Raw genomic sequence first — 20,822 nt, forward strand, 5'->3', positions numbered from 1 at the left:
AAAATTGCCTGGTTGATTTGCCCTAAATCAATACGGGGCTATTCGTGTTTGTTGGGAGCATTGTGTCTATTTTATTAATATAATTTCACATACCGTAATAAAAATACATTTTAATGATTGACACAATAATCTAAACAGTGCTACGTTTTTAGTGATATGAGAAAAAGAGGTTTATTGTATAGGTTAAATATCTTTAATGATAAGAGATGTCATAAGGTATAACAGGAAAGGTGATCTGTCTCTTTATATACTGTAAAATTCAATATATAGATAATTTAATTATATGAACCTCATATTTAGAGAGGGAGAAATTAAGATGTTAAAAAAAGTAACACCGGTAATTGCTACTGTGATGGGATTTGGACTGCTGTTAACTGCTTGTAGTAGCCCAGGAAGGGGAAGTAGCACAACGACAGGAGAAGGGAAAAGTGAAGCGAAACAATCTATTCATTTGCCCTATATAGCAGAGATCCCAACAATGGATGTAACAAAAGCAACCGATGGAGAATCAATGAATGTGATGAGGAATGTGTTTGAAGGGTTGTATACTCTTGGTGATGAGAATAAAACGGTTCCTGGTGTGGCTGAATCTTGTGATATAAGCCCTGACAAAAAAACATATACATTTCATCTAAGAGAAACAAAATGGTCGAATGGAACTCCTGTTACTGCCGAAGACTTTGTGTTTTCTTGGAAAAGAGCTGTTAATCCTGATACAGCGGCGGAATATGCGTTTTTATTTTTTGATATCAAAAATGCAAAAAAGATAAATAGCAAGGAATTAGCTGTTGATCAGCTGGGAGTTAAAGCTATAGATAATAAAACATTAGAAGTACAGTTGGAGCAACCTGTACCGTATTTTATTCATCTAACAACTTTCTCGACATTTTTACCGATTAATGAAGAATACTTTAAAGAAAAAGGGAAGCAATATGGTTTAGAAGCGGACCAATTACTTTATAATGGAGCGTTTACATTAGAGAATTGGAAACATGAGCAAAGTTTTCAGTTTAAAAAGAACAAAAATTATTGGGATGCGAAAACAGTTAAATTAGATGAAATTAATTTTGATGTTGTTAAGGATAAAGCAACTGAAATTAATTTGTATGAAGCGGGACAATTGGATCGTGTAGGGTTAACGGGTGACCCCTACTAGAGCTTCATAGTGATAGTTGAAATCGTCTTTTTGTTTAGTTGGATTATGTGGTTTATGGATTGTATATAACGCTTGTTTATAACGCAAATACTTTTCATATCTGGAATTTGTTTTTCCAGTGTTCTTTTTGGAATTAATATAACAAACATAACCTCTAGATTCTTCGATGTTTTTTTGAACCTGCTCGTATAATTTTTTATCGTAATTAATGACGCTATACATATTTAATACTTTATAAAACAATTGATCAACTCCATTTGTTAATAAATTTTTTTGCTGTTTGTAGTAGTATCATTTTTATTTGAATTCTACATAAAATTTAGTGTCAATAATTCCAAAAGCAACTTTACTTGGAAATGGATTATTTCCTACTGAAGCAGCTTGCAAACAAGAAAACACCCAATGTTCCAGTTCGAAGGGTAAGCGGTATGCTTGAAGACTACCATCATTGTTTTTTACTGTTACAATCGGTGCATTTATCCTGGTTGTAGCAAAACCATCCGTTGTTATCATTGCTACTGCATCATTCGATTGAAAACCAGCGCTTAACACCTCGTAAATTACCCCGTCTTTCTTATTAATAATCATAGGTATATTTAGAAAGGGATAGCTATTAATATCATTATGAATAACTACTCCTGCTGTATTCTTTCTTATCTGATTCCCTTGCATTTTATACACTCCTTTATAAGGTTCCAACATGTTCACTTACATGCTTTCTATTTTACATCTATTATATTAGAAAATTGTAGTTTCATCTTGTTACCAAAAGCATCCGTACATATAACAGCGCTATTTAACGGATCAATATCAACAACAGTCATATAACCTGAGAGTAAATAACCGTCTTCATAATATGAAATTAATATTTCTTCTTCAGATAATAAGGAACATACTAGCATATTTTCAATTCGTTCTTTTTCTTCAGTTGTTAAAATTGGACGGGTGACTTTGTGTTGTTCCTTAATGATTTCATGTATCCCATCAAATTGGGGTGTTAATGCTGCGAACGGAGCCCACTTCACCATTCCGCGTCCCTTTGGCATATTAGCGTTGCTCATTTTCTGTGTCCTCCTATCAGTGTGTTTCTATATCTAGCTGTGGCGTTATGAGTGTAGGAAACACCCCGCAATATGCTGTTCTTCCCAAACCTTGTGCGTATTTCATCCATTACTTTTGTTAATTTTACTTCTTGTTCTCGCTGCGTTATGTTATCAAAAAGAGAAATTTGTTCCTCTCCTTCTTGGATTAGGTTCGTTAGAGAAATGCTTATGCTACGGATGGGTTCTCCAGTATATTGTTGATGTAAAAAGTATGTACAGATCTTATAAATATCCATTGTTAGATTAGTTGGACGACTTAAAGTATGTGTTTTTCTAATACCACCGTTATAACTTTTGCTATAACCGACAGAAAAATGAACGGTTTGGGCAAGTTTATTTTGTCTTCTAAGCCGATAACAAACTTCTTCTATATGTTCCAATAGAATAATCGGAAATTCTTCTATTGTGTAGTCACGCATTAAAATTTGGCTTTTCCCAACAGAAGTTGTGGCAGGAACATATTTTTCTGAAATGCGACTAAAGTCAATTCCGTAGCTATGTAAGTGTAATTCTTCTCCAATCTTACCGAAGCTCTGTTTTAAGTATTTAAGAGGGTAATTGGCTAAATCTCCTATAGAATGTATTCCTTTTCGATTCAGCTTTTCTTCCGTTTTGTACGAAATACCCCAAAATGTATTAAGCGGTCGTATGCTCCATAATTTTGTTGGGACATCTTCATATTTCCAATAAGCAATGCCGTTTTGATTCTTCTTTGCTTCAATATCTAAAGCTACTTTGCTCATTAAAGGGTTAGGGCCAATTCCTATTGTGCATTCGATCCGTGTTTTCGCATATATTTCACGTTTAAATTTCAACGCAAACTCATAGGGATCGTTAGCAAATAAATGAATACTATCCGTAATATCCATAAAGAACTCGTCGATGGAATATTGGTGAAAATCCTCAATAGGAACGTACTGCAAAGCTAGCTTTGTTATGTAATTGGAGCATTTTATATAAGTACCCATAATTGGATTTACAACAAGAATATCTTTTCTGCGAGGAATCTCGTATAATCTGGCCATCTTCTTTACCCCCAATTCTTTTAATGGGGGAGTGGCAGCTAATACGATTGAACCGTTTCTATTTACATCACCGACTACTGCCAATTTTGTATACATAGGATCTAACCCCATTTTGATGCAACTTACAGAAGCGTAAAAGCTACGTAAATCAACACATAAGATGATTCTATTCGGTAAGATAGAATAGTCATACACTGTTATTCCTCCCTATATAATAAGAACGTTCGTTCTTATTATATACGAACTTGCGTTCTTTTATAAAGAGTTTTTGTTTAAAAATAATCTTTTGCATAAAGAAAAGACACTCTTATATGAGTGTCTTTCAGATATTCTGCTTGTGGGAGCAGCAATTCTAACACCAATCAACAATAAGAGGGCATAGATATATATCCTCTTACTATTGATTAAAGGTACGAAATATAAAAGAAGAGACACTATACAGTGTCTTTTTTGTTGATATTGCTTTAAGGAAAATGTAGTGATTAATCAAAGAATCTTGGATGCTTCTTGGTTAATCTTAGTATAACATTATTTTTAATCTTAATATATGAAATTTTACATATATTAAGGTGTATATTTCAATTGATACCTTTGTTTTATGATCAAAAGAATACCGCCAGTATTTCCAAAAGCCTCCACATTAAGATTATGCACGATTTTATACAGTTTTTTGACCGATTCAGTAACAAATAACAAACCTAAAAACGCACTATAATATGGATGTATAAAAAATTATATAGGTAGATAGAACACAAAAGGAGTTTTCTTTGTGAGAGTAGGGTTCCTCCTTTTTCCTTGCTACCAATAATGAGACGTTATGTTAACCTGATATGTATAGAATATACAACAAAAATCAAACAACATATCAATTCTTTCAAATGGTAAAATAGGGGAAAAGGAGGTTCTAAATAATGCCTTTAGAAAACCCTATGTATTACATAGGAATTGCTATTATTTTAGTAATCATCGGTGCACTATTTGGCGGGATTATACGTATAATTCGGCATACTAGCAATCACAAAAAGCAAGATCCAGTTGAGCAAAAGTTAGATAGGGTTATTCAACTGTTAGAAAAACAAAACAAAGATTGACTCTCCAAACAGAGGGAGTTGTTGTTGAGATGAAGAAAAGGAAGGGAACATAAATGGAGTTGTATCGCAGTAAAATTAGAGAATTGCTTGAATTCAATAATCAAAGGGAGTATTTCTATAAAGAGAAAGAAGAAGCTATTCAAGAAGTTGAAGAGAGACTTAACGTAAAGCTTCCAGACAGTTACCGATGGTTTCTAAAGGAATATGGAGGCGGGGGTAATGGTCTATATGTGAACGACTGCAACGATATTTTGCATTACCATGACAGATTTAAGTCCTTCAACATTCCGAAAGGATATATTATTATTGAGCATTGCGATGAGTATTCCTATTGTTTAGATACGGAAAAAATGATGAACAATGAATGTCCTGTTGTAAACTGGAGTGCTCATGAAAAAGGTATCTATCCAGAATCGGACAACTTTTACAAACACTTATTAGAGAAAATTGAAAATGCAATTGAAAATGAGTGGTGGGAAGAATAATATATAACAAACCACAACACAATTCCTTTCAAGAAATACAAGCAGAATTACTTCAGTTTTCGAATTTTACGTAAACTAGCCCCTACAAGAGAGGCTAGTTTTTTTCTTAGTGTGGCTTTTTTCAAAAATGCTAGTATTTTCCCAACAAGGCCATTAAAAAGGGGCTGATATGAATATCAACCCCTTTTGATTATGTATAATTATTTCACTGCTTCTTTTAATTCTTTTCCAGCTTTAAAAGCAGGTGCCTTTGAAGCGGCGATTTGCATTTCTTCACCTGTTTGTGGGTTACGTCCTGTACGTGCAGATCTTTCACGTACTTCAAATGTACCAAAACCAAGAATCTGTACTTTTTCTCCATTTGCTAGCGCATTTGTTATTGTATCTAAAACAGCTTGTGTTGCTGCAGCTGCATCCTTTTGTGTAAGTTCTGCTTTTTCTGCTACTGCTTTTGTTAATTCAGTCTTATTCATTTTCTACACCTCGTTATATGTAATTAGGTGACTATTATAACGTGCCTATACTTTTGATGCAATTAGTACCATACCTATATATTTTTATAAACTAATTATAAGACTACTCTTTTTATTTTTTAAGATTGACTAAACTTTAATACACTGTAAGAAGAAGTTACAGGGAGAACAATTGGTGTGTCAAATTTACCAGGGCTATGTTGAGCTATCCTTGGACCGTCTGGTGTTTTTTTAATAACAAAAACAGTATGCCACATAGTTCCCGAGGAAGTTTCTTTATATTGTACTACATCACCTGCAGCTGAACCTTTCCATACTGAGGATAGAACAGTAGTTATAGTAAATTATCCAGAAGATAATAAGTATTATATATTTGAAAGATAATTTATTATTTATTTTCAAATTAAGTAGAAGAAAATTTGTTTATTCACTCTAATAAAAAGCTATCCATAAGAACAATTAATATTTTTTAGACATAAAAAAGGAGCAAATGATTTGCTCCTTTTTACTTAGAAAATTAATTTAAATTACCTAAATGCAGGATGCAATAACTAATTGCATAAAGAGCGATTGCTAGCCAAGTAACTATATACATAGCAATCTCAAATTTGGAAGCTTTTCCTTCTCGTTTGCTTTTTCTTAATTGCCTAATATATAAGAAACTACAAATTAAAAGTAATAGTGTAGCAACTTCCTTTATGTTTATTAATGTATTAATCATAAATAATCCTTATCCTTTTACATTTAGTTAGCAGGTGGAGTACTAGCAGGGCTAGCTCCACAAGTCATTGCAAATAAAAATATAGTCGCAGGTTGGATAGCTAACCCAAAAAATGCAAGAACACCTGCAGCTCCACTCCAATCCTTCGCATCAACATATTTCATGAATTTATTAAGCTCGCTACCAGTTATTCCAATTGCCTCAGACATACATCTTTTAAAAGCGCTTGAAGCATAAGCTACCGAATCATTTTCGTTCAAATATTCAGTAAAATAAACAATGCCCTCCTTTTGCTCTTCGCTGTATTTTGATTTATCTAATTCTTGTTCATTAACGTTATATTCCCCAGTAGCTTTATCTTCGACAATAATATCCGTGAAAATATATTCTAGTTCATTTGCTGCCTGAACGAGTTCTTGTTTAGAAGGGTGAGAACTTGGCAACCTTTCTTCAGCAAAAGCACTAGTTGTAAAAGACGTAACAAAGCACAAAACGATTAACAAAGAAAATATTTTCTTTGTTACTGAAAAACCTCTTTTCTTTAAAATCGACATACATTAACACTCCTTTTAAATTTTTTTATACATGTATATATTAATTATTCTATTAAACTTCATCTAAACCTTCTTTTTTCCAAAAAAATTCCATTTTCGATTTTATTTTTCTAATCTGTACTTTTTCTGTAAGTTTATATAAAATCCTAATTTTAAAACTAGAAACAAATTTTATAAAATGACGATAAAATATTAGCTGGATACCTTGTCAATTTAAAAAAACTTCACACCAAAAGAATTGAATAATTTTCCAATAAGAAACAAGCATATTTTCGTAAAATGAGTTGAATATTTTATGGTGAGTAGGAATATAATAAGAACATACGTTCTGTTAAGAAGACTAAAATAGTGTATGACTATTCACTTTGCCCAAATAATACTATATTTTGCCTAGATCTTGTTTCGTTTTTTGCATCTGTTTCTTGCGTCAAACTAGGTTATGATCCACTACAAACAAAGTTAGCGGTAGTTAGCGATACTACAAGACCAGGTTCTGTTGTGTTAGCTGCCACAAAACCACTTGAAAATTTAGGTATAAAGCAGGGCAGTCGGCGATATGAACTAGAAAATATACTAGGTGTACTAGTTGTAAATCCACAAATGGACACATACATACGCTGCTCTAACTACATAGCAAAGATTATATTGCAGTACGTTCCCCCTGAATATTATTTCCAGTACAGCATTGATGAGTGCTTTATACAGATTGACAACGTATTTTCTCTTTTTGCTAAGTGCCTATTCTACATATTCTAAAAGGGGTCTCACCAACTAAACGCGAATTTCGTACGCTAAGGAATTTCTAAGTTGAAAAACTTGGTTTTACCATACGTTAACAAAGTACCATAAACGACATTTAATGTTTGTTATGGTACTTTGTTTTTGATAATGAGTTTTGGAACTGGTTTTTGACCGTATTTCTTTCAGTTATATTAGAAGTAAATAGAGTTCCTTAAACGGTCGTTTTTGGTGCTGTTATTTATGCATCCGGCAAGAAAATTTGTATCATACAATTAATTCAGAATTTAAATAAAATGTTAAACTGAAAAGGTAGAATAATTATTGAAGAGGTGTTTATTTTGAAGCTAAAAGAAATAGCAAGTCTATTTTTGGTTAAAAAGACCGTTGGGGACATGGATACAGAAATTACAGGTTTACAAATGGATTCTAGAAAAATAGAAAAAGGAAATTTATTTATATGTGTATCAAGTATTAAAGGGTTTCTTGAGGATAGGCATCATTTTGCTGAAGATGCAGTGAAAAACGGAGCGGTAGCATTAATTGTAGAAAGAGACGTAAACATCAATGTTCCTAAAATATTTGTTAAGAATGCACGATATGCTATGGCTGTTATTGCCTCGCACTTTTATGGATACCCATCTGATGAAATGAAACTAATTGGAATTACAGGAACAAACGGTAAGACAACAACTTCGTATTTGCTTGAGAAAATTTTGGCTGACTATGGACTTCAAACAGGTCTCATGGGGAATAACGGAATAAAAATTGGTGCAGAATTGTATCCCACTGATATAAACACTCAAGAGCCGCCAATTCTTCAGCGAAATTTACGAGCAATGAAAGATCATCAGACAGAGTATTGTGTTATGGAAGTTACATCACAAGGTTTAGATATGGGTAGAGTTATGGGGTGCAATTTTAAAACTGCTGTTTTTACAAACTTAACTCAAGATCATTTAGATTATCACGGAACATTTGAAGAGTATAAGTATACAAAAGGTCTTTTTTTCTCAAGACTTGGGAATGAATTTTCTTCCATAGATAAAAAATTTGCTGTTCTTAATGCAGATGATCAGTCAGTAGATTATTTTCAAAAGTTAACTTCCGCTGAAGTTATTACATACGGAATAAATAATGAAGCTGATGTTAAAGCAAAGAATATAGCTTTAAGTCCAAAAGGTATTCGATTTTTAGTTTCTTCTTTTAATGGGGAATTAGAAATTACTCTCAACTTAGTTGGACGATTTAATGTTTATAATGCATTGGCAGCAATAACAACTTCATTGATTGAAGGCATTCCACTTGAGGATATTAGTAACAGCCTATCTAGTATAAAAAGCGTCGAAGGTAGAATGGAAATCGTGGATGAAGGCCAAGATTTTCTCTTATTAGTTGATTATGCTCATACACCTGATGCATTAGAAAATGTACTGTCTACAATAAGTGAATTTTCAAAAGGTAAAATTATCACTGTTTTTGGCTGTGGAGGAGATAGAGACTCGAAAAAACGACCTGTAATGGGGGAAATTGCTTGTAGCTACAGTGATTTTGTATTTGTAACCTCTGATAATCCGCGTTCTGAGGATCCTTTGACAATTATTAAAGATATTGAAAAAGGTATGTTGAAATTTAACAATTCAAAGTATAAATTAGAGGTTAATCGTGAGGAGGCTATAAATAAAGCTATACAAATGGCTTCATCCAATGACATTGTTCTCATTGCAGGTAAAGGTCATGAAACTTATCAAATTTTAAAGGATAAAACAATACATTTTGATGATAAAGAAAAAGCCCAAAAAGCTATTTTAAATAACAAATAATTCATGAACATAATTTAACCAACAATATATAAAGTTTAATATATACTATAAAAAAGCTGATTATTCCTTTGATACAGGAAAACAGCTTTTTTCCTGTGAAAAATCTCTTAGCGTACGAAATTCGCGTTTTGTTGGTGCTACCCCATGTCCATTAACCTAACAGAACAGGTTGCCCCCAAAACGATAAAAATGAACTTCATTGCTATAAAAGACTCTAATTTTTCGTTTTGGAGCATTATAAAATTTTAACTTGATGGTGATGGGCGATACCCCTTCAAAGGAATCCTTCCTTTAATGTCGAAATATTTAGTTAAAAAAGAATCGAGGAGAGAGAAAAATGGATAAGGAATTTTTCAGCAAACATTTTAGCCTTGAAAAAGTTAGTGAAGGGATATACGTTGCAATAGCAAGAGAAGGCGGTGGTGCCGTAGCAAATGCAGGCTTTATTGATTTAGGGGATAAAACAATAGTTTTTGATACATTTAACACACAACAAGCTGCTGAAGATTTGAAATATATTGCAGAAAAAATAACAAATCGACCCGTGACATGGGTTGTAAATAGTCATTGGCATGGAGATCATATTCGAGGTAACCAAGTATTTAAGGAAAGTAATATTATTTCAAGTCAAGTTACATATGAAAAAATGAAGGATATTCATCCAGCGAGAATCAATAAGCAGAAAAATGATATACAAGGTCTAAGAAATTATATTCATTCTTTAAAAGATCAAATAAATCAAACCAATGATCCTAAGTTAAAACATCAAATAAACTTTCTAAGTGAATTGGAAGTTTCATTACCAACTTTGAAATTAGTTTTACCTCAAAAAACATTTTTTGATGCAATAACGTTTCATGGAGTTAAACGTAGTGCACAGCTTTTCACATTAGGTGGTGGACATTCATTTTGTGATGCAGTTCTCTATATTCCAGAAGAGAAAGTAATATTCATGGGTGATTTATTATTTGTTGATTGCCATCCAACATTTTTTGAAGAATCGAATCCTGAGAATTGGATTCATATTTTGGAAAAGGTTAGCGATATGGATGTTGAGATAGTAATTCCAGGACATGGTTCAATTGGAACGAAAATTCACATTTTAGAATTAATAGACTATATAACTGATTTAACTGTAATTGCACGAGAAAAAGACCATATCGAAGATATTAAAATACCTAACAACTATAAAAATTGGGGTTCTCCAGAGGTTTATCAACAGAATTTTAAAATGCTAAAAGGAATATTGAAATGTTAAATCATATAGAAATCCTTTTTACATTCCACAATATAGGCTCCCCCCATCGCTATTAAGCTAATAAAACTAAATTTCCTTAAAATGAAAAAATACGCTATTCTTTCTGTAGAATCATAGGAAAGGATGGCGTTTTTAGCATGAACTTATCGACTTTTGATAAATTAGAATTGTTTTCTAAAGAATTACAACGATATATGTCACCTAGTGCTTTAGAGCAATTAGCTAGAGAGATAGGATTTGTTCAACGAAAAAGTAAATATCGTGCACAAGATTTAATAGCTCTTTGTGTTTGGTTAAGCGAAAACATAGCAAACACTTCATTGACACAATTATGTAGTCGATTAGAAGCTAATACAAGTATTTCAATTAGTCCAGAAGGACTCAATCAACGTTTTAATTCTCAGGCTGTTCAGTTTTTGCAACAACTCTTAGCACGTTTACTTCACCAACAATTTTGTTCTTCTAGCAAGATTCCAACGTTGTATACAAACTATTTTCGACGTATCCGCATATTGGATTCTACACATTTTCAAATTCCAGATAAATTCACTTCTACATATCAAGGTTCAGGTGGAAGCGGTCAAAGTGCTGGCGTGAAAATTCAACTAGAGTATGATTTATTAAGTGGTCAATTTCTACATATTCATGTAGGGGTACCGTCAGGAAAATGCGGATTTACAACGTTAAGGAAATTTAATGTTAAAAAGTCGGATTCCAATAGCTATGGAATCCGACTTTCATGACGTTTTTTAATAAAACCCATTATTCAACTATCGCGTGTTCGTTAGCTTAAGGTACTTCCGCGATATGAGTAAACAAAGCAAACGAGGTCATTATTTACTTTTATTTAAAGGAACGACTAATTCTAATTCCTTTATTTCTTTACTAAATCCTTCACTATTTGTTCGACTTGGCTTGAGTGTAAATGATTTTGGTATGGTATCCATTGGAGGCAATGTCAGTACCATATGATGACCATAGTTCCCAACAGCCATGCCTTCCTGTAGTTTTAGCTTATCATATACCTGACCATTATTATCGACTACAGAGAAATTAAACCATGGCCAACTATCGTTTTTATCCATTTCGGCAGGGTAATCAATCGTTAGGTCTATTCTTGTTGATAAAGGTGAGAATGTTACTTTGTCGGCTGTTAGTGTATACACTTCATCAACCGTTTGTGTTGTAACTTCTGGATAAAACTCAAATACATCACCTTTTATTTTTTCAAGTGGGAAAGCCACTTTCAACTTACCTTCATAGCCAAATAAATCTTCTCCATGGACCTCAATCTCAATGTTATTGCCATATTCATTATACTTAGAAAAGGTAAATTGATGATGTTCAATTATTGTTTTCGAGTTTACGTCATCTTGCCCTATTGAACCCATCGCTGGTTTAATTTCTTGTTGTCCATTAATTGTTATATAGCTAAATCCGGCCTTTTCTTCTTTCATCGAAAGTTCTTTTTGACCTGTGTAAACAACTGTTACGATTAACCGGTTTCCATCATAAGCTGCTTCTTTTACAGTCATTGTTAAGCCGTTTTTACTATCTTGTTTATCAATTACTGTCGTAAGTTGATCGTGTTCAATTTTATCTGAGGCAATGTCTCTAAAATCTTTATAAATTGGACCAATTAGCGGAACATTTGATAAGGCTTCCGCCATGCCTGTTGAAACAAATCCAGAACCAAGCAAAGATAGACATAACCCACATGCAACCAAGATTGACCGTTTTGTGGTTCTTTCGGCTTTTCTTTTTTTCTTGGCTTGAAAGATAGCCGCCTTCTCCCTAGCCATTAGCTTTTCAACAGGTACATTTATGTTGTCGATGGATCGATTGAATTTGTCTTTATTCATAAAGATAGCCCTCCTTTAAAATGGGTCTTAACTCTTTTTTCGCCCTATTTAAGTGTGATTTCACGGTTCCTTCCGGGTAATTCATGATGGTGGCAATTTCCTTAATGGACAAATCGTGATAATACCTCAACAAAATAATGGTCTTAACAGTAGGATTTAAGAATTTAAATGCTTCTGATAAATCCATCGAATGCATGATAAAATCAACATTTTCAGAAGCGATTAATTCAGTAAAGATTTCCTCATTATCTGTAGTAAAATGGCGAGACTCTTTCCTAATAAAATCAATCGATTTAAAAACTAGAATTTTTGTAATCCAACTCGAAAAATGTTCAGGCTTTTTTAATGTCTTTATTGAAATATAGGCTGTATAAATTGTTTCTTGATAGACATCAAGAGTATCTTGTTCATTTCTAACATATGCATAGGCTGTTCGATACAGCTTTTGTCGAACAGAATCAATCAGTTGTTCAAATGCTTCATCATCACCTTTTTTTGCTTTTTTCACTAATTTTGCTATATCCATTTTGGTTCTCCTCTCCGTTACACAATAAAGTCGAATGAGGAAGTAAATTGGTTGCAAAATAATTAAATATATTAAAATTGTTATCCATTATCTTTTTCTATTTCCTTTAGCCTACGATAAAATGCCGCCTGACTGATTCCTGTAATTGCACATATCTCCTTTACAGTTTTATTGGTAGTTTTACGTAATTCAATGGCATGATTCATACCTTGATGCTTATCCGTATATTTTTTAACTCTTCCTCGATATTTCCCCTTTTGCTTGGCCAATTTAATTCCTGAACGTTGCTTCTCTTTAATCATTTCTCGATCTAGTTCACTAAAGGCTGCCATTACCGTTAAAAAGAATTTACCAGTTGGTGTTCTGGTATCTATTCCTAAGTTTAAAATAACAAAGTGTATATCTCTTTCTCTAAGTTGTTCAACTAATTGCAGTAACTGAATAGTGTTTCGACCAAGACGATCCATTCGTGTCACAACTAATGTATCATTAGGAGCTACCTTGGAAAGAAGTTCATCTAAAAGTGGCTTTTGTTTAGAAACGCCACTTATTTTCTCCTCCACAAGTTCATCTACTCCGTATTTTGTAAGTTGATCAATCTGGCTATCTAGATTTTGATCTTGTGTACTTACTCGAGCATATCCATAAATCATTTTTATCCCTCTTTTAATCTATAATTTTGATAAGTGTTATTGAGAGTCTATTAAGCTAATAATATCAAGGAGCCAAAATTCTATCAATAGAGTACACTCTATTGATAGGAGAAATATGCAATTATGCATATTTATATTTTTTTATTTTAATAGCAATGAAACCTAATATATAATTGAAAGGTTTTTACGAATTGATAAGGAGATGCGAGTATGAAGAAAATCATAGGACTTATATCATCATTATTTTAATTATTTTCTACCTATGCACCATTGTTTACAGAGGGAGTCGAAGTTTTAAATCAAATAGGTCGTGTCAAAGAGAAAGGAGACTGGTATTATTATGGATTTTGTCAACATAATGCGAATTTTACACTAAGGGATTTTCAAATTGAAAAACTTGGTTTTACTGTATATTAAGAAGGTTCTATAAACGGGCTACTACATTTAAAAAATAAAACATCTTATGAATTAATTATTGTTTAGACAGAATGACTTAGGTTGTCCTTATGTGAAATATCAGTATGAATAGAAATTTGATAATTATATAAAACGTCGTAAATGAAGGATAAAATAAGTGCTGATTTTGCAATTATATTTTTAACAATTGAATAGGAGCTATTATGAATACAATTAAGAAATTATTTTTAAGTTTTATGGTAGGTATTTTATTATTTAGTACAGTAGGAACAGTGTATGCAGAACAAAATGGTCAAGTAAATTCATCATCTTTTATTGATGTTCCTAAAACTCACTGGGCGTATAAAGAAATGATGTATATGGTGGAGAATAAGATTATAACAGGATACGGAAATGGGTATTTCGGTGCAGCTGATCCTATTACTCGCGAACATCTCGCTGCTTTCTTATATCGATATTTAAAACCGCAAGATAGTACAAATAATCCATTTGTTGATATTGGTGACAGCAATTTTAAAAAGGAAATTTTGGCACTAACAGCACGTGGTATTTTCAGTGTAAATGCTGAGAAAAAATTTAATCCGAAAAATAATATGACACGTGCTGAAATGGCAACTGTGCTTGTCAAAACATTTGACTTAAAACCACAAGGAAATGTTGAATTTACGGATATGAAAGGTCACTGGGCCAACGAATATGTCAAAATATTAGCTGGTAACAACATAACAAGTGGTACAGGTGACGGCAATTTTAATCCAAATGGCATTGTTACTAGAGAGCAATTTTCTATGTTCTTGTATAGGACAATTACGGCAACATCAAGTATAAAAAACAATGAATCGGTTGGCTGGGTCATAGATGGAGAAAAGAAATACTATTATGACAAACCAGGCGTGAAACATACTGGATTATTACGTTCAGGGGATGATACCTATCTCTTCGATAAAAATGGTAATCTAGCTTCAGGATGGAATACTGTAGGCGGAAAGGATTACTATTTTGATACGGTAAGTGGAGCTGCACAAAAAGGATGGTTCTCTCAAACTACTCATTGGTATTATGCAGACGATAACGGTGTGATTCAAAAAGGTGATGTAACCTATAAGGGAAAACAATTCCAATTTGATAGAACAGGTAAAATGGTAAAAGGGTGGATAACAATCCAATCCCTCGACCAAAATATCTACAAATCCAGAACAGTTGTAAGGGGATTTGACCCGATAAAAGTTAGTAAGGATGAAATTCTTGAAGTAGTAGGGGAAGACGGTCCTCTATGGTTTAAGGTGAACTACAATGGTCAAACATACGTTGTGCAAAAATTATTTGCAGTCGTATTTGATCAATCCTTATCTAATAAAATAGATACGATTCGTCATGATATTGACGATTTAAAAACGAGCGCTGAGTTAGTAAAGAAATACTCTGAACGCTATAAAAAAGCAAAAGAAACTAAAAATTATGATGCAGCTTTAGTTGAATCAAGTCAATTCGCACAAAGTGTATCTCAATTACTAACGACATTAAAAAAATCTGAATTGAAGAATACTGTAGATAAGATTTATGAAAAAGAAGCTGATCCAGCTGTAAGAGAAAAATACAATTCTACTATCGCAACTTTAGAGATGATGAATGAGGATTTTGGGAAAATCCATAAATTAATGCTACTAAAAGATAGTGTTATGATTATCGATAAAGCGAATCAGGGTTCAGGTAATATTATTCAACAAATTCAAGAAGGTAAATATTTAGTACAGCAGGATAAAGCTAAAGTTGTGAATGATTTAACAAATTATAAAAATAGTATGACAGCCTATAAAAAGCAAATGTTGGAGTGGTTTGTAGATACTGCTGAAGCAGGAACAGATGCCCTGATAATGTTTATGGATATGACAACAGCTTACTCGCTCTCAATTAATAAGGTGTTTATTGAACCTGCAGAAAAATGGGTTGGCACATTACCAAAAGGTGAAATAGAAAAATTTGCAGACGGTGTTCGTGACTATGGACAGCAACTTACTACCATGCACGAAGGTTTCAAAAGTAGATTACCTGAATATAAACAAATGGCCAATGATCTACGAGATGTGAATCAAAAGTTTCTTAAATTCGAAAATTCTTTAATGAGAGCTGGGGATTCTCTTCATAAACAAGCAGTAATGGCTGATGGACTAATTAATAGTGTCTCAACGCATGTTACAGAAGCCCAACAAGCATTTCCAACAATACATACAGATATTATGTCTGGATTAGATGCTGCCAATAATATTATGGACTCTGCTAATAAAATTGCGAGTTATAAAATTGATGTACCTGCAGCATCCAAAAACATTGGAAATATTGACTTGAGTAATGCACTACGTGATTTAGGTGCTGATCCATCTAGAGTATATGATCGTAAGAATGATGGAGATCTATCTTTCATATTGGGTATTACGCCTATAATTGGTACAGGAAAAGAAATTGGACAACTCATAAAAGGGGAGGACTTAGTAACAGGTCTAAAATATGGTCCAGAAGATTATGCATGGGGGACACTGGCTGCCGTATCTGGTGGTACAACACGAGTTGTTGGTAAAGTTTTCGGAAAGGTTGGAGACCTTGAGAAGAAAGGGAAGGCTTTAGAAACGGCTGCAAAAACTACTAATTTCACAAAATATCCTACTGGTTTTGATGAAGTTGCTAAATATGTAAAAGAACATAAAAAATTACCGGATAATTATATCACGAAAGAACAGGCACAAGCACTTGGTTGGGTTAGTAAGGATGGGAACCTTCATGAAGTAGCCCCTGGGAAAAGTATAGGAGGTGATATATTCCAAAACAGAGGGAATCCCTTACCAAGTGCTCCAGGTAGAGTTTGGTATGAAGCTGATATTAATTATTCATCAGGGTATCGAGGTAATGATAGGATTCTTTATTCTAGTGATGGATTGGTGTATAGGACTTCAGATCATTACAAAACGTTTACTGAAGTAAAGTAGAAAGGAATTTAGTTATGGAAAAAATATATTTAGATGGACGGATGTTTACAAGTAAAAATGCACTGCATAAAACATTAAAGAACAAATTAGATCTTCCAGATTACTATGGTGAAAATGCTAATGCGTTGTGGGATTGCTTAACTGCATGGGTTACTCTTCCTTTAACAATAGAATGGGAATTTTTCAAAGAAAGCCAGAATATGTTAGGCGAAGAAGCAGATTTGATTCTAGAAACATTTCAAGATGCACAAAATGAAATGCCAGGTAAGTTCTATATTGTTGTAAAATAATTAAAAGGATCTTAGGTAAAAATAAAAACCGTGGAAATATTTAATTTCTACGGTTTTTATTGTATCAATTAGGTTTTCTTTCATAGTGGCCCCTCATACCTCGAATCGTTTCTGTACCCCTTATTGTTCAGATACATTAAGGAGAATAAGAAACAAGTATTTTAATTGTTTTTACATTGTTGAAAAAGCAAACTCCTCTCCGTTTGGGGAAGAGTTTGCTCTAATATTACAAATTAGTTTCCTTTAACGAATTTTACGTAAACTAGCCTCTCTTGTAGGGGCTAGTTTTTTTCTTAGTGTGTTTTTTTCCAAAACGCTGGCGATGTCCTAAAAAGGCTATGAAAAAAGGGGCTGATATGAATATCAGCCCCTTTAGATTATGTATAATTATTTCACTGCTTCTTTTAATTCTTTTCCAGCTTTAAAAGCAGGTGCCTTTGAAGCGGCGATTTGCATTTCTTCACCTGTTTGTGGGTTACGTCCTGTACGTGCAGATCTTTCACGTACTTCAAATGTACCAAAACCAAGAATCTGTACTTTTTCTCCATTTGCTAGCGCATTTGTTATTGTATCTAAAACAGCTTGTGTTGCTGCAGCTGCATCCTTTTGTGTAAGTTCTGCTTTTTCTGCTATTACTTTTGTTAATTCTGTCTTATTCATTTTTTGCACCTCTTCATATGTAATTAGGTGACTATTATAACGTGTGTATACTTATGATGCAATTAATATTGTGCATAGAAAAAGCCCTAGCAAGAGCTAGGGGACAATTTCTGTGTGGTAGTAAGAAAGAAAATCATGTTCATCGTACAGTCTATATTGTAACATCTATATTAAATGATTAAAAGTACCTATTATAGATGTTCTGCTTGTTCCACATATTCTAAAATAAGAAATATCCCTCTGACTCATTTCATCTTAGAGGGATATTTCCAATCTTTTTCCTTTCGAGTATTTAGTGTAGGTTTAGATGAATTTGTCGGAAGTGTTTGCTTTTCTATTTTCTCTAATCTCTCATCAAATTTTTTAATAGCTTCTTTTGTTTCCTTCAGCTCTAATTTAATTTCTGTCAGCAAACGGAGTATTGCATCTCCTTTTGTCATTTTCAACAGTAATCGCTCCCTTACTCATATTAAAAGTGTTACTGTATATACTGGGGTCACCATACATGCCCATCAACTTAAGAATATTCACTATCACAAAAAGTAAAAAACGTCACTCTTTCTAAACAAGAACAGACATTTTTCTTCATTTTCTGAATTTTCCGTTGATAACCGAAATAAATATATATATACTGTAATCACAGGTTTCGAATTCAATATATACCTGTCACTACAAATAAAGGATGTGTCTTTATGAAAAAAGCATTAATTTCTGCTCTATCTTTAGGTATTTTAGGTAGTTTTGCTTTTAGTTCTGGTGCAAGTGCTGATTCTATTCCAGTACCTGCTGATCGTGAAAATTTTAAAAACGCAAAAGAGACTGCAGTTTCTGTAATGAGTGATGATCGAAGTCTTTTTGTATATCCAATTTCGGGAAGATCTGTTCTTGGAAAAAATAGTGCTGGAGTAATGGCTTTTGGAGATTCTACAGCCGGTCGACCGATTCAAATTATTTCTGTTGCAAATTTCTTCTATAAAAATGGTAGTCTTGCTACTACACCATCATCTGATACACAGTACGGCACAGCTTATGCTAACGCACAATCAGCTTATGGATACTATTATACTTCAGGTAGCTATCGTAGTGAATCTGTACACAAATTTTATAATAATGGACAAGATAGCGTACTATATACACAAGATACAGACTTTTAAAGGTTAATTAGGTCATATGAAAACAGTCTACAAAATATTCTCATTAGTAGTTATTGCTGTTTTATTGGTTTCATGTAATTCGAGTGAAAACACGACTTCAAATGAAAATACTAATAAAACTAATGAAAAAAGTGAACAGACTAAAGAACAAACAAATCCATTAGTAGGAACTAGTTTTAAGTTAACTAGTGATAATGCCTTATCAGATTTTCAATATACATTTAAATTGGATAATAACACTTTTAAACCAGCTATTACAATTGCAAATCAACATCCAGAAGATATGGAATATAAATTGTTTTTTTTAATAGATTATAAAGAAGCGCCTTTCAGTATACCTAACAAGAAAAAACAAACAAGTATAGATTTTAAGATAAAAGCAAATGAACAAAAAAATTTGGATATTACTTTCTCTGATATTCCTAATGGCCGACATGATGTGCTAGCTATTCTTATCAGAAGACCCAATGATTATTTGAAAAATAATCATTATTATTCTCCAGATAATTTTATGAACATTAGAAGATTGCAGCTTATTGTAAAAGATGATGTAGTTCCTAAAACACCAGAATTCACTCCAGCCCAAGTTGATACTAACAGTATTGAAATTTCTAATGAATTAGTATTTGTTACAGAACAAGAAAAATTTACAAAATATGAAGATGCACTAGGACAAATAAAAAAGAGTTCATTAGAAAATTTATGGCTCCATTTTAACGCTACAAAGGATGAAAAATTTGTTGTTGTACCATTAATTGATTATAAAGTTAATGAACACATTATTTCAGAACGATTTTTATATGCACAAGAAAACTCTGATGTATCTTTGAAGTTAAACTTTAAAAATACAGATTTACCGAAAAGTAAAAACAATATAAATATACTTGTCATTAAAAATCCTTTTGAAAGAATTGAGAATGAAAGTGGACCATTGAAAAATCCTGATTTTTGGGATATCAAAAAGCTAAACCGAGTACAAATAGAGTGAGGGGATAAGTGGAATGATGAACATAGAAACTAACAGTATGATTCAAGATTTACTTTCATGCTATGGTTCGTTTTCTGCTTGTGGCCCACCCAAATACAGCTTGGCATCGATTATAGGATTAATAATTATCTATTGGTTATATAAAATAATCTATAAAAAAAAATAGATATTGTTCACCCAAAAAGAGTCTTATTTACTAAGGCTCTTTTTGCGGCACATAATAGGGGTATCTAAGTAAAAAATATAATAAGCTGTCCATACGGACAGCTTATTTACATAATTTTCATTGGAGGAAGTTAGGTTTATTTTTTTAGGAAATCAATTGCTTGTTTAAAATTTGTATTGTCTATCTTAAAAGCCATAGCGTTAGTTTCATCTGTACTTTCTGCAATCATAATTTCAAGATCCCTTTCCATCCAAACAAAAAAAGTTTCTTCTGAGCCATTTTTATATTTAATAATCATATGCGATCTTATTGCATTTTTAGTTTTTTGATCCAATGATATATTTGTGGGTTTACTATTTTCTATTGCTGAAACAACAGATTTAATCGTATCTTTATTTGTTGTTTTGATAATATCGTGTTTGCTTAATTTTTTCAACTCAATTGATGTAATTTTGTCCTTGTCCTCAAATATTACAGCATGAGCCTCTGCTTTTTGTTGTTCAGATGTAGACGGTTTTGAAGTAGCAGCTTGTTTTTCTTTATTAGTACAACCTACCAAATTTATAGATAGCACAAAACCTATAACTAAACACATGATTTTTTTCATTTTTCTCCTCCTTATTTTAGATAATAAGATATAGAATGATGAATTAAAGAAAAAAGATTTTGTATACATTATACATGTAAAGTTAATATAA

The 20,822-nt window shown here is 32.6% G+C and carries 20 protein-coding genes and 3 pseudogenes; 11 read left to right on the top strand and 12 right to left on the bottom strand.

Translation table 11 applies throughout. The features are described from left to right. Positions 1-316: 316 nt before the first annotated feature. Positions 317-1,147 (top strand): annotated as a pseudogene (locus tag AC0NJG_RS21795) (peptide ABC transporter substrate-binding protein); the annotation flags it as partial. A 306-nt stretch (positions 1,148-1,453) separates the two neighbouring features. On the opposite strand, the gene AC0NJG_RS21800 reads toward AC0NJG_RS21795, so the two are convergent. From AC0NJG_RS21800 to AC0NJG_RS21810, 3 genes are read right to left on the bottom strand one after another with little or no spacing between them, the layout of a single operon-like run. Beyond that, on the bottom strand, positions 1,454-1,828 hold the full coding sequence (locus tag AC0NJG_RS21800; RefSeq protein ID WP_474063442.1) for a hypothetical protein: 375 nt from the start codon (positions 1,826-1,828) through the stop codon (positions 1,454-1,456). 47 nt (positions 1,829-1,875) lie between these two features. Next, positions 1,876-2,217: a YolD-like family protein gene (locus tag AC0NJG_RS21805; protein ID WP_088118911.1), complete on the bottom strand. Its 342-nt coding sequence runs from the start codon at positions 2,215-2,217 to the stop codon at positions 1,876-1,878. Then, the gene (locus AC0NJG_RS21810) at positions 2,214-3,479 is read right to left on the bottom strand and encodes a Y-family DNA polymerase (RefSeq protein WP_474063427.1); all 1,266 of its coding nucleotides are present in this window, start codon (positions 3,477-3,479) and stop codon (positions 2,214-2,216) included. Before AC0NJG_RS21810 ends, AC0NJG_RS21805 begins: the two co-directional genes overlap by 4 nt. Before the next feature lie 716 nt (positions 3,480-4,195). Between AC0NJG_RS21810 and AC0NJG_RS21815 the strand changes: the two genes are divergently transcribed. Then, complete coding sequence (locus AC0NJG_RS21815; RefSeq protein WP_336577416.1) at positions 4,196-4,375, top strand: DUF4083 family protein; 180 nt, start codon at positions 4,196-4,198, stop codon at positions 4,373-4,375. A gap of 53 nt (positions 4,376-4,428) precedes the next feature. Then, a complete protein-coding gene (locus AC0NJG_RS21820) occupies positions 4,429-4,860 on the top strand; it encodes an SMI1/KNR4 family protein (RefSeq protein ID WP_336577415.1) in 432 nt (143 codons plus the stop codon). A 200-nt stretch (positions 4,861-5,060) separates the two neighbouring features. On the opposite strand, the gene AC0NJG_RS21825 is transcribed toward AC0NJG_RS21820, so the two are convergent. From AC0NJG_RS21825 to AC0NJG_RS21835, 3 genes are all read right to left on the bottom strand, one after another. Further along, a complete protein-coding gene (locus AC0NJG_RS21825) occupies positions 5,061-5,333 on the bottom strand; it encodes an HU family DNA-binding protein (protein ID WP_061130487.1) in 273 nt (90 codons plus the stop codon). A gap of 119 nt (positions 5,334-5,452) precedes the next feature. Then, complete coding sequence (locus tag AC0NJG_RS21830) at positions 5,453-5,671, bottom strand: amidase domain-containing protein (RefSeq protein ID WP_474063443.1); 219 nt, start codon at positions 5,669-5,671, stop codon at positions 5,453-5,455. Between the two features lie 406 nt (positions 5,672-6,077). Next, positions 6,078-6,608, bottom strand: coding sequence for a hypothetical protein (locus AC0NJG_RS21835; RefSeq protein ID WP_098382502.1), 531 nt, complete (start codon positions 6,606-6,608; stop codon positions 6,078-6,080). 348 nt (positions 6,609-6,956) lie between these two features. On the opposite strand from AC0NJG_RS21835, the pseudogene AC0NJG_RS21840 reads away from it, so the two are divergent. The 4 genes and pseudogenes from AC0NJG_RS21840 to AC0NJG_RS21855 form a co-directional block, all read left to right on the top strand. Continuing rightward, positions 6,957-7,340, top strand: a pseudogene (locus AC0NJG_RS21840) (Y-family DNA polymerase); the annotation flags it as partial. Positions 7,341-7,687: 347 nt separating this feature from the next. Beyond that, positions 7,688-9,169, top strand: a complete 1,482-nt coding sequence (locus AC0NJG_RS21845; RefSeq protein ID WP_474063428.1) for a UDP-N-acetylmuramoyl-L-alanyl-D-glutamate--2,6-diaminopimelate ligase — start codon at positions 7,688-7,690, stop codon at positions 9,167-9,169. 337 nt (positions 9,170-9,506) lie between these two features. Then, positions 9,507-10,427, top strand: coding sequence for an MBL fold metallo-hydrolase (locus AC0NJG_RS21850; protein WP_429680818.1), 921 nt, complete (start codon positions 9,507-9,509; stop codon positions 10,425-10,427). Positions 10,428-10,564: 137 nt separating this feature from the next. Further along, a pseudogene (locus AC0NJG_RS21855) lies at positions 10,565-11,080 on the top strand (IS4 family transposase); the annotation flags it as partial. 180 nt (positions 11,081-11,260) lie between these two features. Here the strand turns inward: AC0NJG_RS21855 and AC0NJG_RS21860 are convergent. The 3 genes from AC0NJG_RS21860 to AC0NJG_RS21870 form a co-directional block, all read right to left on the bottom strand. Next, positions 11,261-12,289, bottom strand: a complete 1,029-nt coding sequence (locus AC0NJG_RS21860) for a DUF4179 domain-containing protein (RefSeq protein WP_149174857.1) — start codon at positions 12,287-12,289, stop codon at positions 11,261-11,263. Next, positions 12,282-12,815 carry a sigma-70 family RNA polymerase sigma factor gene (locus AC0NJG_RS21865; protein WP_000350214.1) on the bottom strand — a complete coding sequence of 178 codons (534 nt, stop codon included), beginning with the start codon at positions 12,813-12,815 and terminating at the stop codon, positions 12,282-12,284. Before AC0NJG_RS21865 ends, AC0NJG_RS21860 begins: the two co-directional genes overlap by 8 nt. Positions 12,816-12,895: 80 nt before the next feature. Then, complete coding sequence (locus AC0NJG_RS21870) at positions 12,896-13,468, bottom strand: recombinase family protein (protein ID WP_474063429.1); 573 nt, start codon at positions 13,466-13,468, stop codon at positions 12,896-12,898. A gap of 620 nt (positions 13,469-14,088) precedes the next feature. Between AC0NJG_RS21870 and AC0NJG_RS21875 the strand changes: the two genes are divergently transcribed. Then, positions 14,089-16,866 carry an S-layer homology domain-containing protein gene (locus AC0NJG_RS21875; protein WP_474063430.1) on the top strand — a complete coding sequence of 926 codons (2,778 nt, stop codon included), beginning with the start codon at positions 14,089-14,091 and terminating at the stop codon, positions 16,864-16,866. Between the two features lie 14 nt (positions 16,867-16,880). Next, positions 16,881-17,156: a barstar family protein gene (locus AC0NJG_RS21880; protein ID WP_474063431.1), complete on the top strand. Its 276-nt coding sequence runs from the start codon at positions 16,881-16,883 to the stop codon at positions 17,154-17,156. A 387-nt stretch (positions 17,157-17,543) separates the two neighbouring features. Here AC0NJG_RS21880 and AC0NJG_RS21885 read toward each other — a convergent pair whose 3' ends face one another. Both AC0NJG_RS21885 and AC0NJG_RS21890 read right to left on the bottom strand, forming a co-directional pair. After that, complete coding sequence (locus tag AC0NJG_RS21885) at positions 17,544-17,816, bottom strand: HU family DNA-binding protein (protein ID WP_001043935.1); 273 nt, start codon at positions 17,814-17,816, stop codon at positions 17,544-17,546. A 245-nt stretch (positions 17,817-18,061) separates the two neighbouring features. Further along, positions 18,062-18,256 (bottom strand): hypothetical protein, encoded by a 195-nt coding sequence (locus tag AC0NJG_RS21890; protein WP_002029280.1) that lies wholly within the window; start codon positions 18,254-18,256, stop codon positions 18,062-18,064. A gap of 252 nt (positions 18,257-18,508) precedes the next feature. Here AC0NJG_RS21890 and AC0NJG_RS21895 point away from each other — a divergent pair, with 252 nt between their 5' ends. Together AC0NJG_RS21895 and AC0NJG_RS21900 are read left to right on the top strand one after the other, a co-directional pair. Next, positions 18,509-18,970 (top strand): hypothetical protein, encoded by a 462-nt coding sequence (locus AC0NJG_RS21895; RefSeq protein WP_087953930.1) that lies wholly within the window; start codon positions 18,509-18,511, stop codon positions 18,968-18,970. 16 nt (positions 18,971-18,986) lie between these two features. Next, complete coding sequence (locus AC0NJG_RS21900) at positions 18,987-19,958, top strand: hypothetical protein (RefSeq protein ID WP_087953929.1); 972 nt, start codon at positions 18,987-18,989, stop codon at positions 19,956-19,958. A 302-nt stretch (positions 19,959-20,260) separates the two neighbouring features. On the opposite strand, the gene AC0NJG_RS21905 is transcribed toward AC0NJG_RS21900, so the two are convergent. Beyond that, positions 20,261-20,731 (bottom strand): hypothetical protein, encoded by a 471-nt coding sequence (locus tag AC0NJG_RS21905; protein ID WP_087953928.1) that lies wholly within the window; start codon positions 20,729-20,731, stop codon positions 20,261-20,263. Positions 20,732-20,822 lie beyond the last annotated feature (91 nt).

Source organism: Bacillus sp. SSR7 (assembly GCF_055902415.1).

Coding starts and splice junctions, on each gene's coding strand:
- AC0NJG_RS21800 (WP_474063442.1), bottom strand. CDS start 1,828: ATGCAAGGGAATCAGATAAGAAAGAATACAGCAGGAGTAGTTATTCAT.
- AC0NJG_RS21805 (WP_088118911.1), bottom strand. CDS start 2,217: ATGAGCAACGCTAATATGCCAAAGGGACGCGGAATGGTGAAGTGGGCT.
- AC0NJG_RS21815 (WP_336577416.1), top strand. CDS start 4,196: ATGCCTTTAGAAAACCCTATGTATTACATAGGAATTGCTATTATTTTA.
- AC0NJG_RS21820 (WP_336577415.1), top strand. CDS start 4,429: ATGGAGTTGTATCGCAGTAAAATTAGAGAATTGCTTGAATTCAATAAT.
- AC0NJG_RS21825 (WP_061130487.1), bottom strand. CDS start 5,333: ATGAATAAGACTGAATTAACAAAAGCAGTAGCAGAAAAAGCAGAACTT.
- AC0NJG_RS21835 (WP_098382502.1), bottom strand. CDS start 6,608: ATGTCGATTTTAAAGAAAAGAGGTTTTTCAGTAACAAAGAAAATATTT.
- AC0NJG_RS21850 (WP_429680818.1), top strand. CDS start 9,507: ATGGATAAGGAATTTTTCAGCAAACATTTTAGCCTTGAAAAAGTTAGT.
- AC0NJG_RS21860 (WP_149174857.1), bottom strand. CDS start 12,289: ATGAATAAAGACAAATTCAATCGATCCATCGACAACATAAATGTACCT.
- AC0NJG_RS21865 (WP_000350214.1), bottom strand. CDS start 12,815: ATGGATATAGCAAAATTAGTGAAAAAAGCAAAAAAAGGTGATGATGAA.
- AC0NJG_RS21870 (WP_474063429.1), bottom strand. CDS start 13,468: ATGATTTATGGATATGCTCGAGTAAGTACACAAGATCAAAATCTAGAT.
- AC0NJG_RS21875 (WP_474063430.1), top strand. CDS start 14,089: ATGAATACAATTAAGAAATTATTTTTAAGTTTTATGGTAGGTATTTTA.
- AC0NJG_RS21880 (WP_474063431.1), top strand. CDS start 16,881: ATGGAAAAAATATATTTAGATGGACGGATGTTTACAAGTAAAAATGCA.
- AC0NJG_RS21885 (WP_001043935.1), bottom strand. CDS start 17,816: ATGAATAAGACAGAATTAACAAAAGTAATAGCAGAAAAAGCAGAACTT.
- AC0NJG_RS21890 (WP_002029280.1), bottom strand. CDS start 18,256: ATGACAAAAGGAGATGCAATACTCCGTTTGCTGACAGAAATTAAATTA.
- AC0NJG_RS21895 (WP_087953930.1), top strand. CDS start 18,509: ATGAAAAAAGCATTAATTTCTGCTCTATCTTTAGGTATTTTAGGTAGT.
- AC0NJG_RS21900 (WP_087953929.1), top strand. CDS start 18,987: ATGAAAACAGTCTACAAAATATTCTCATTAGTAGTTATTGCTGTTTTA.
- AC0NJG_RS21905 (WP_087953928.1), bottom strand. CDS start 20,731: ATGAAAAAAATCATGTGTTTAGTTATAGGTTTTGTGCTATCTATAAAT.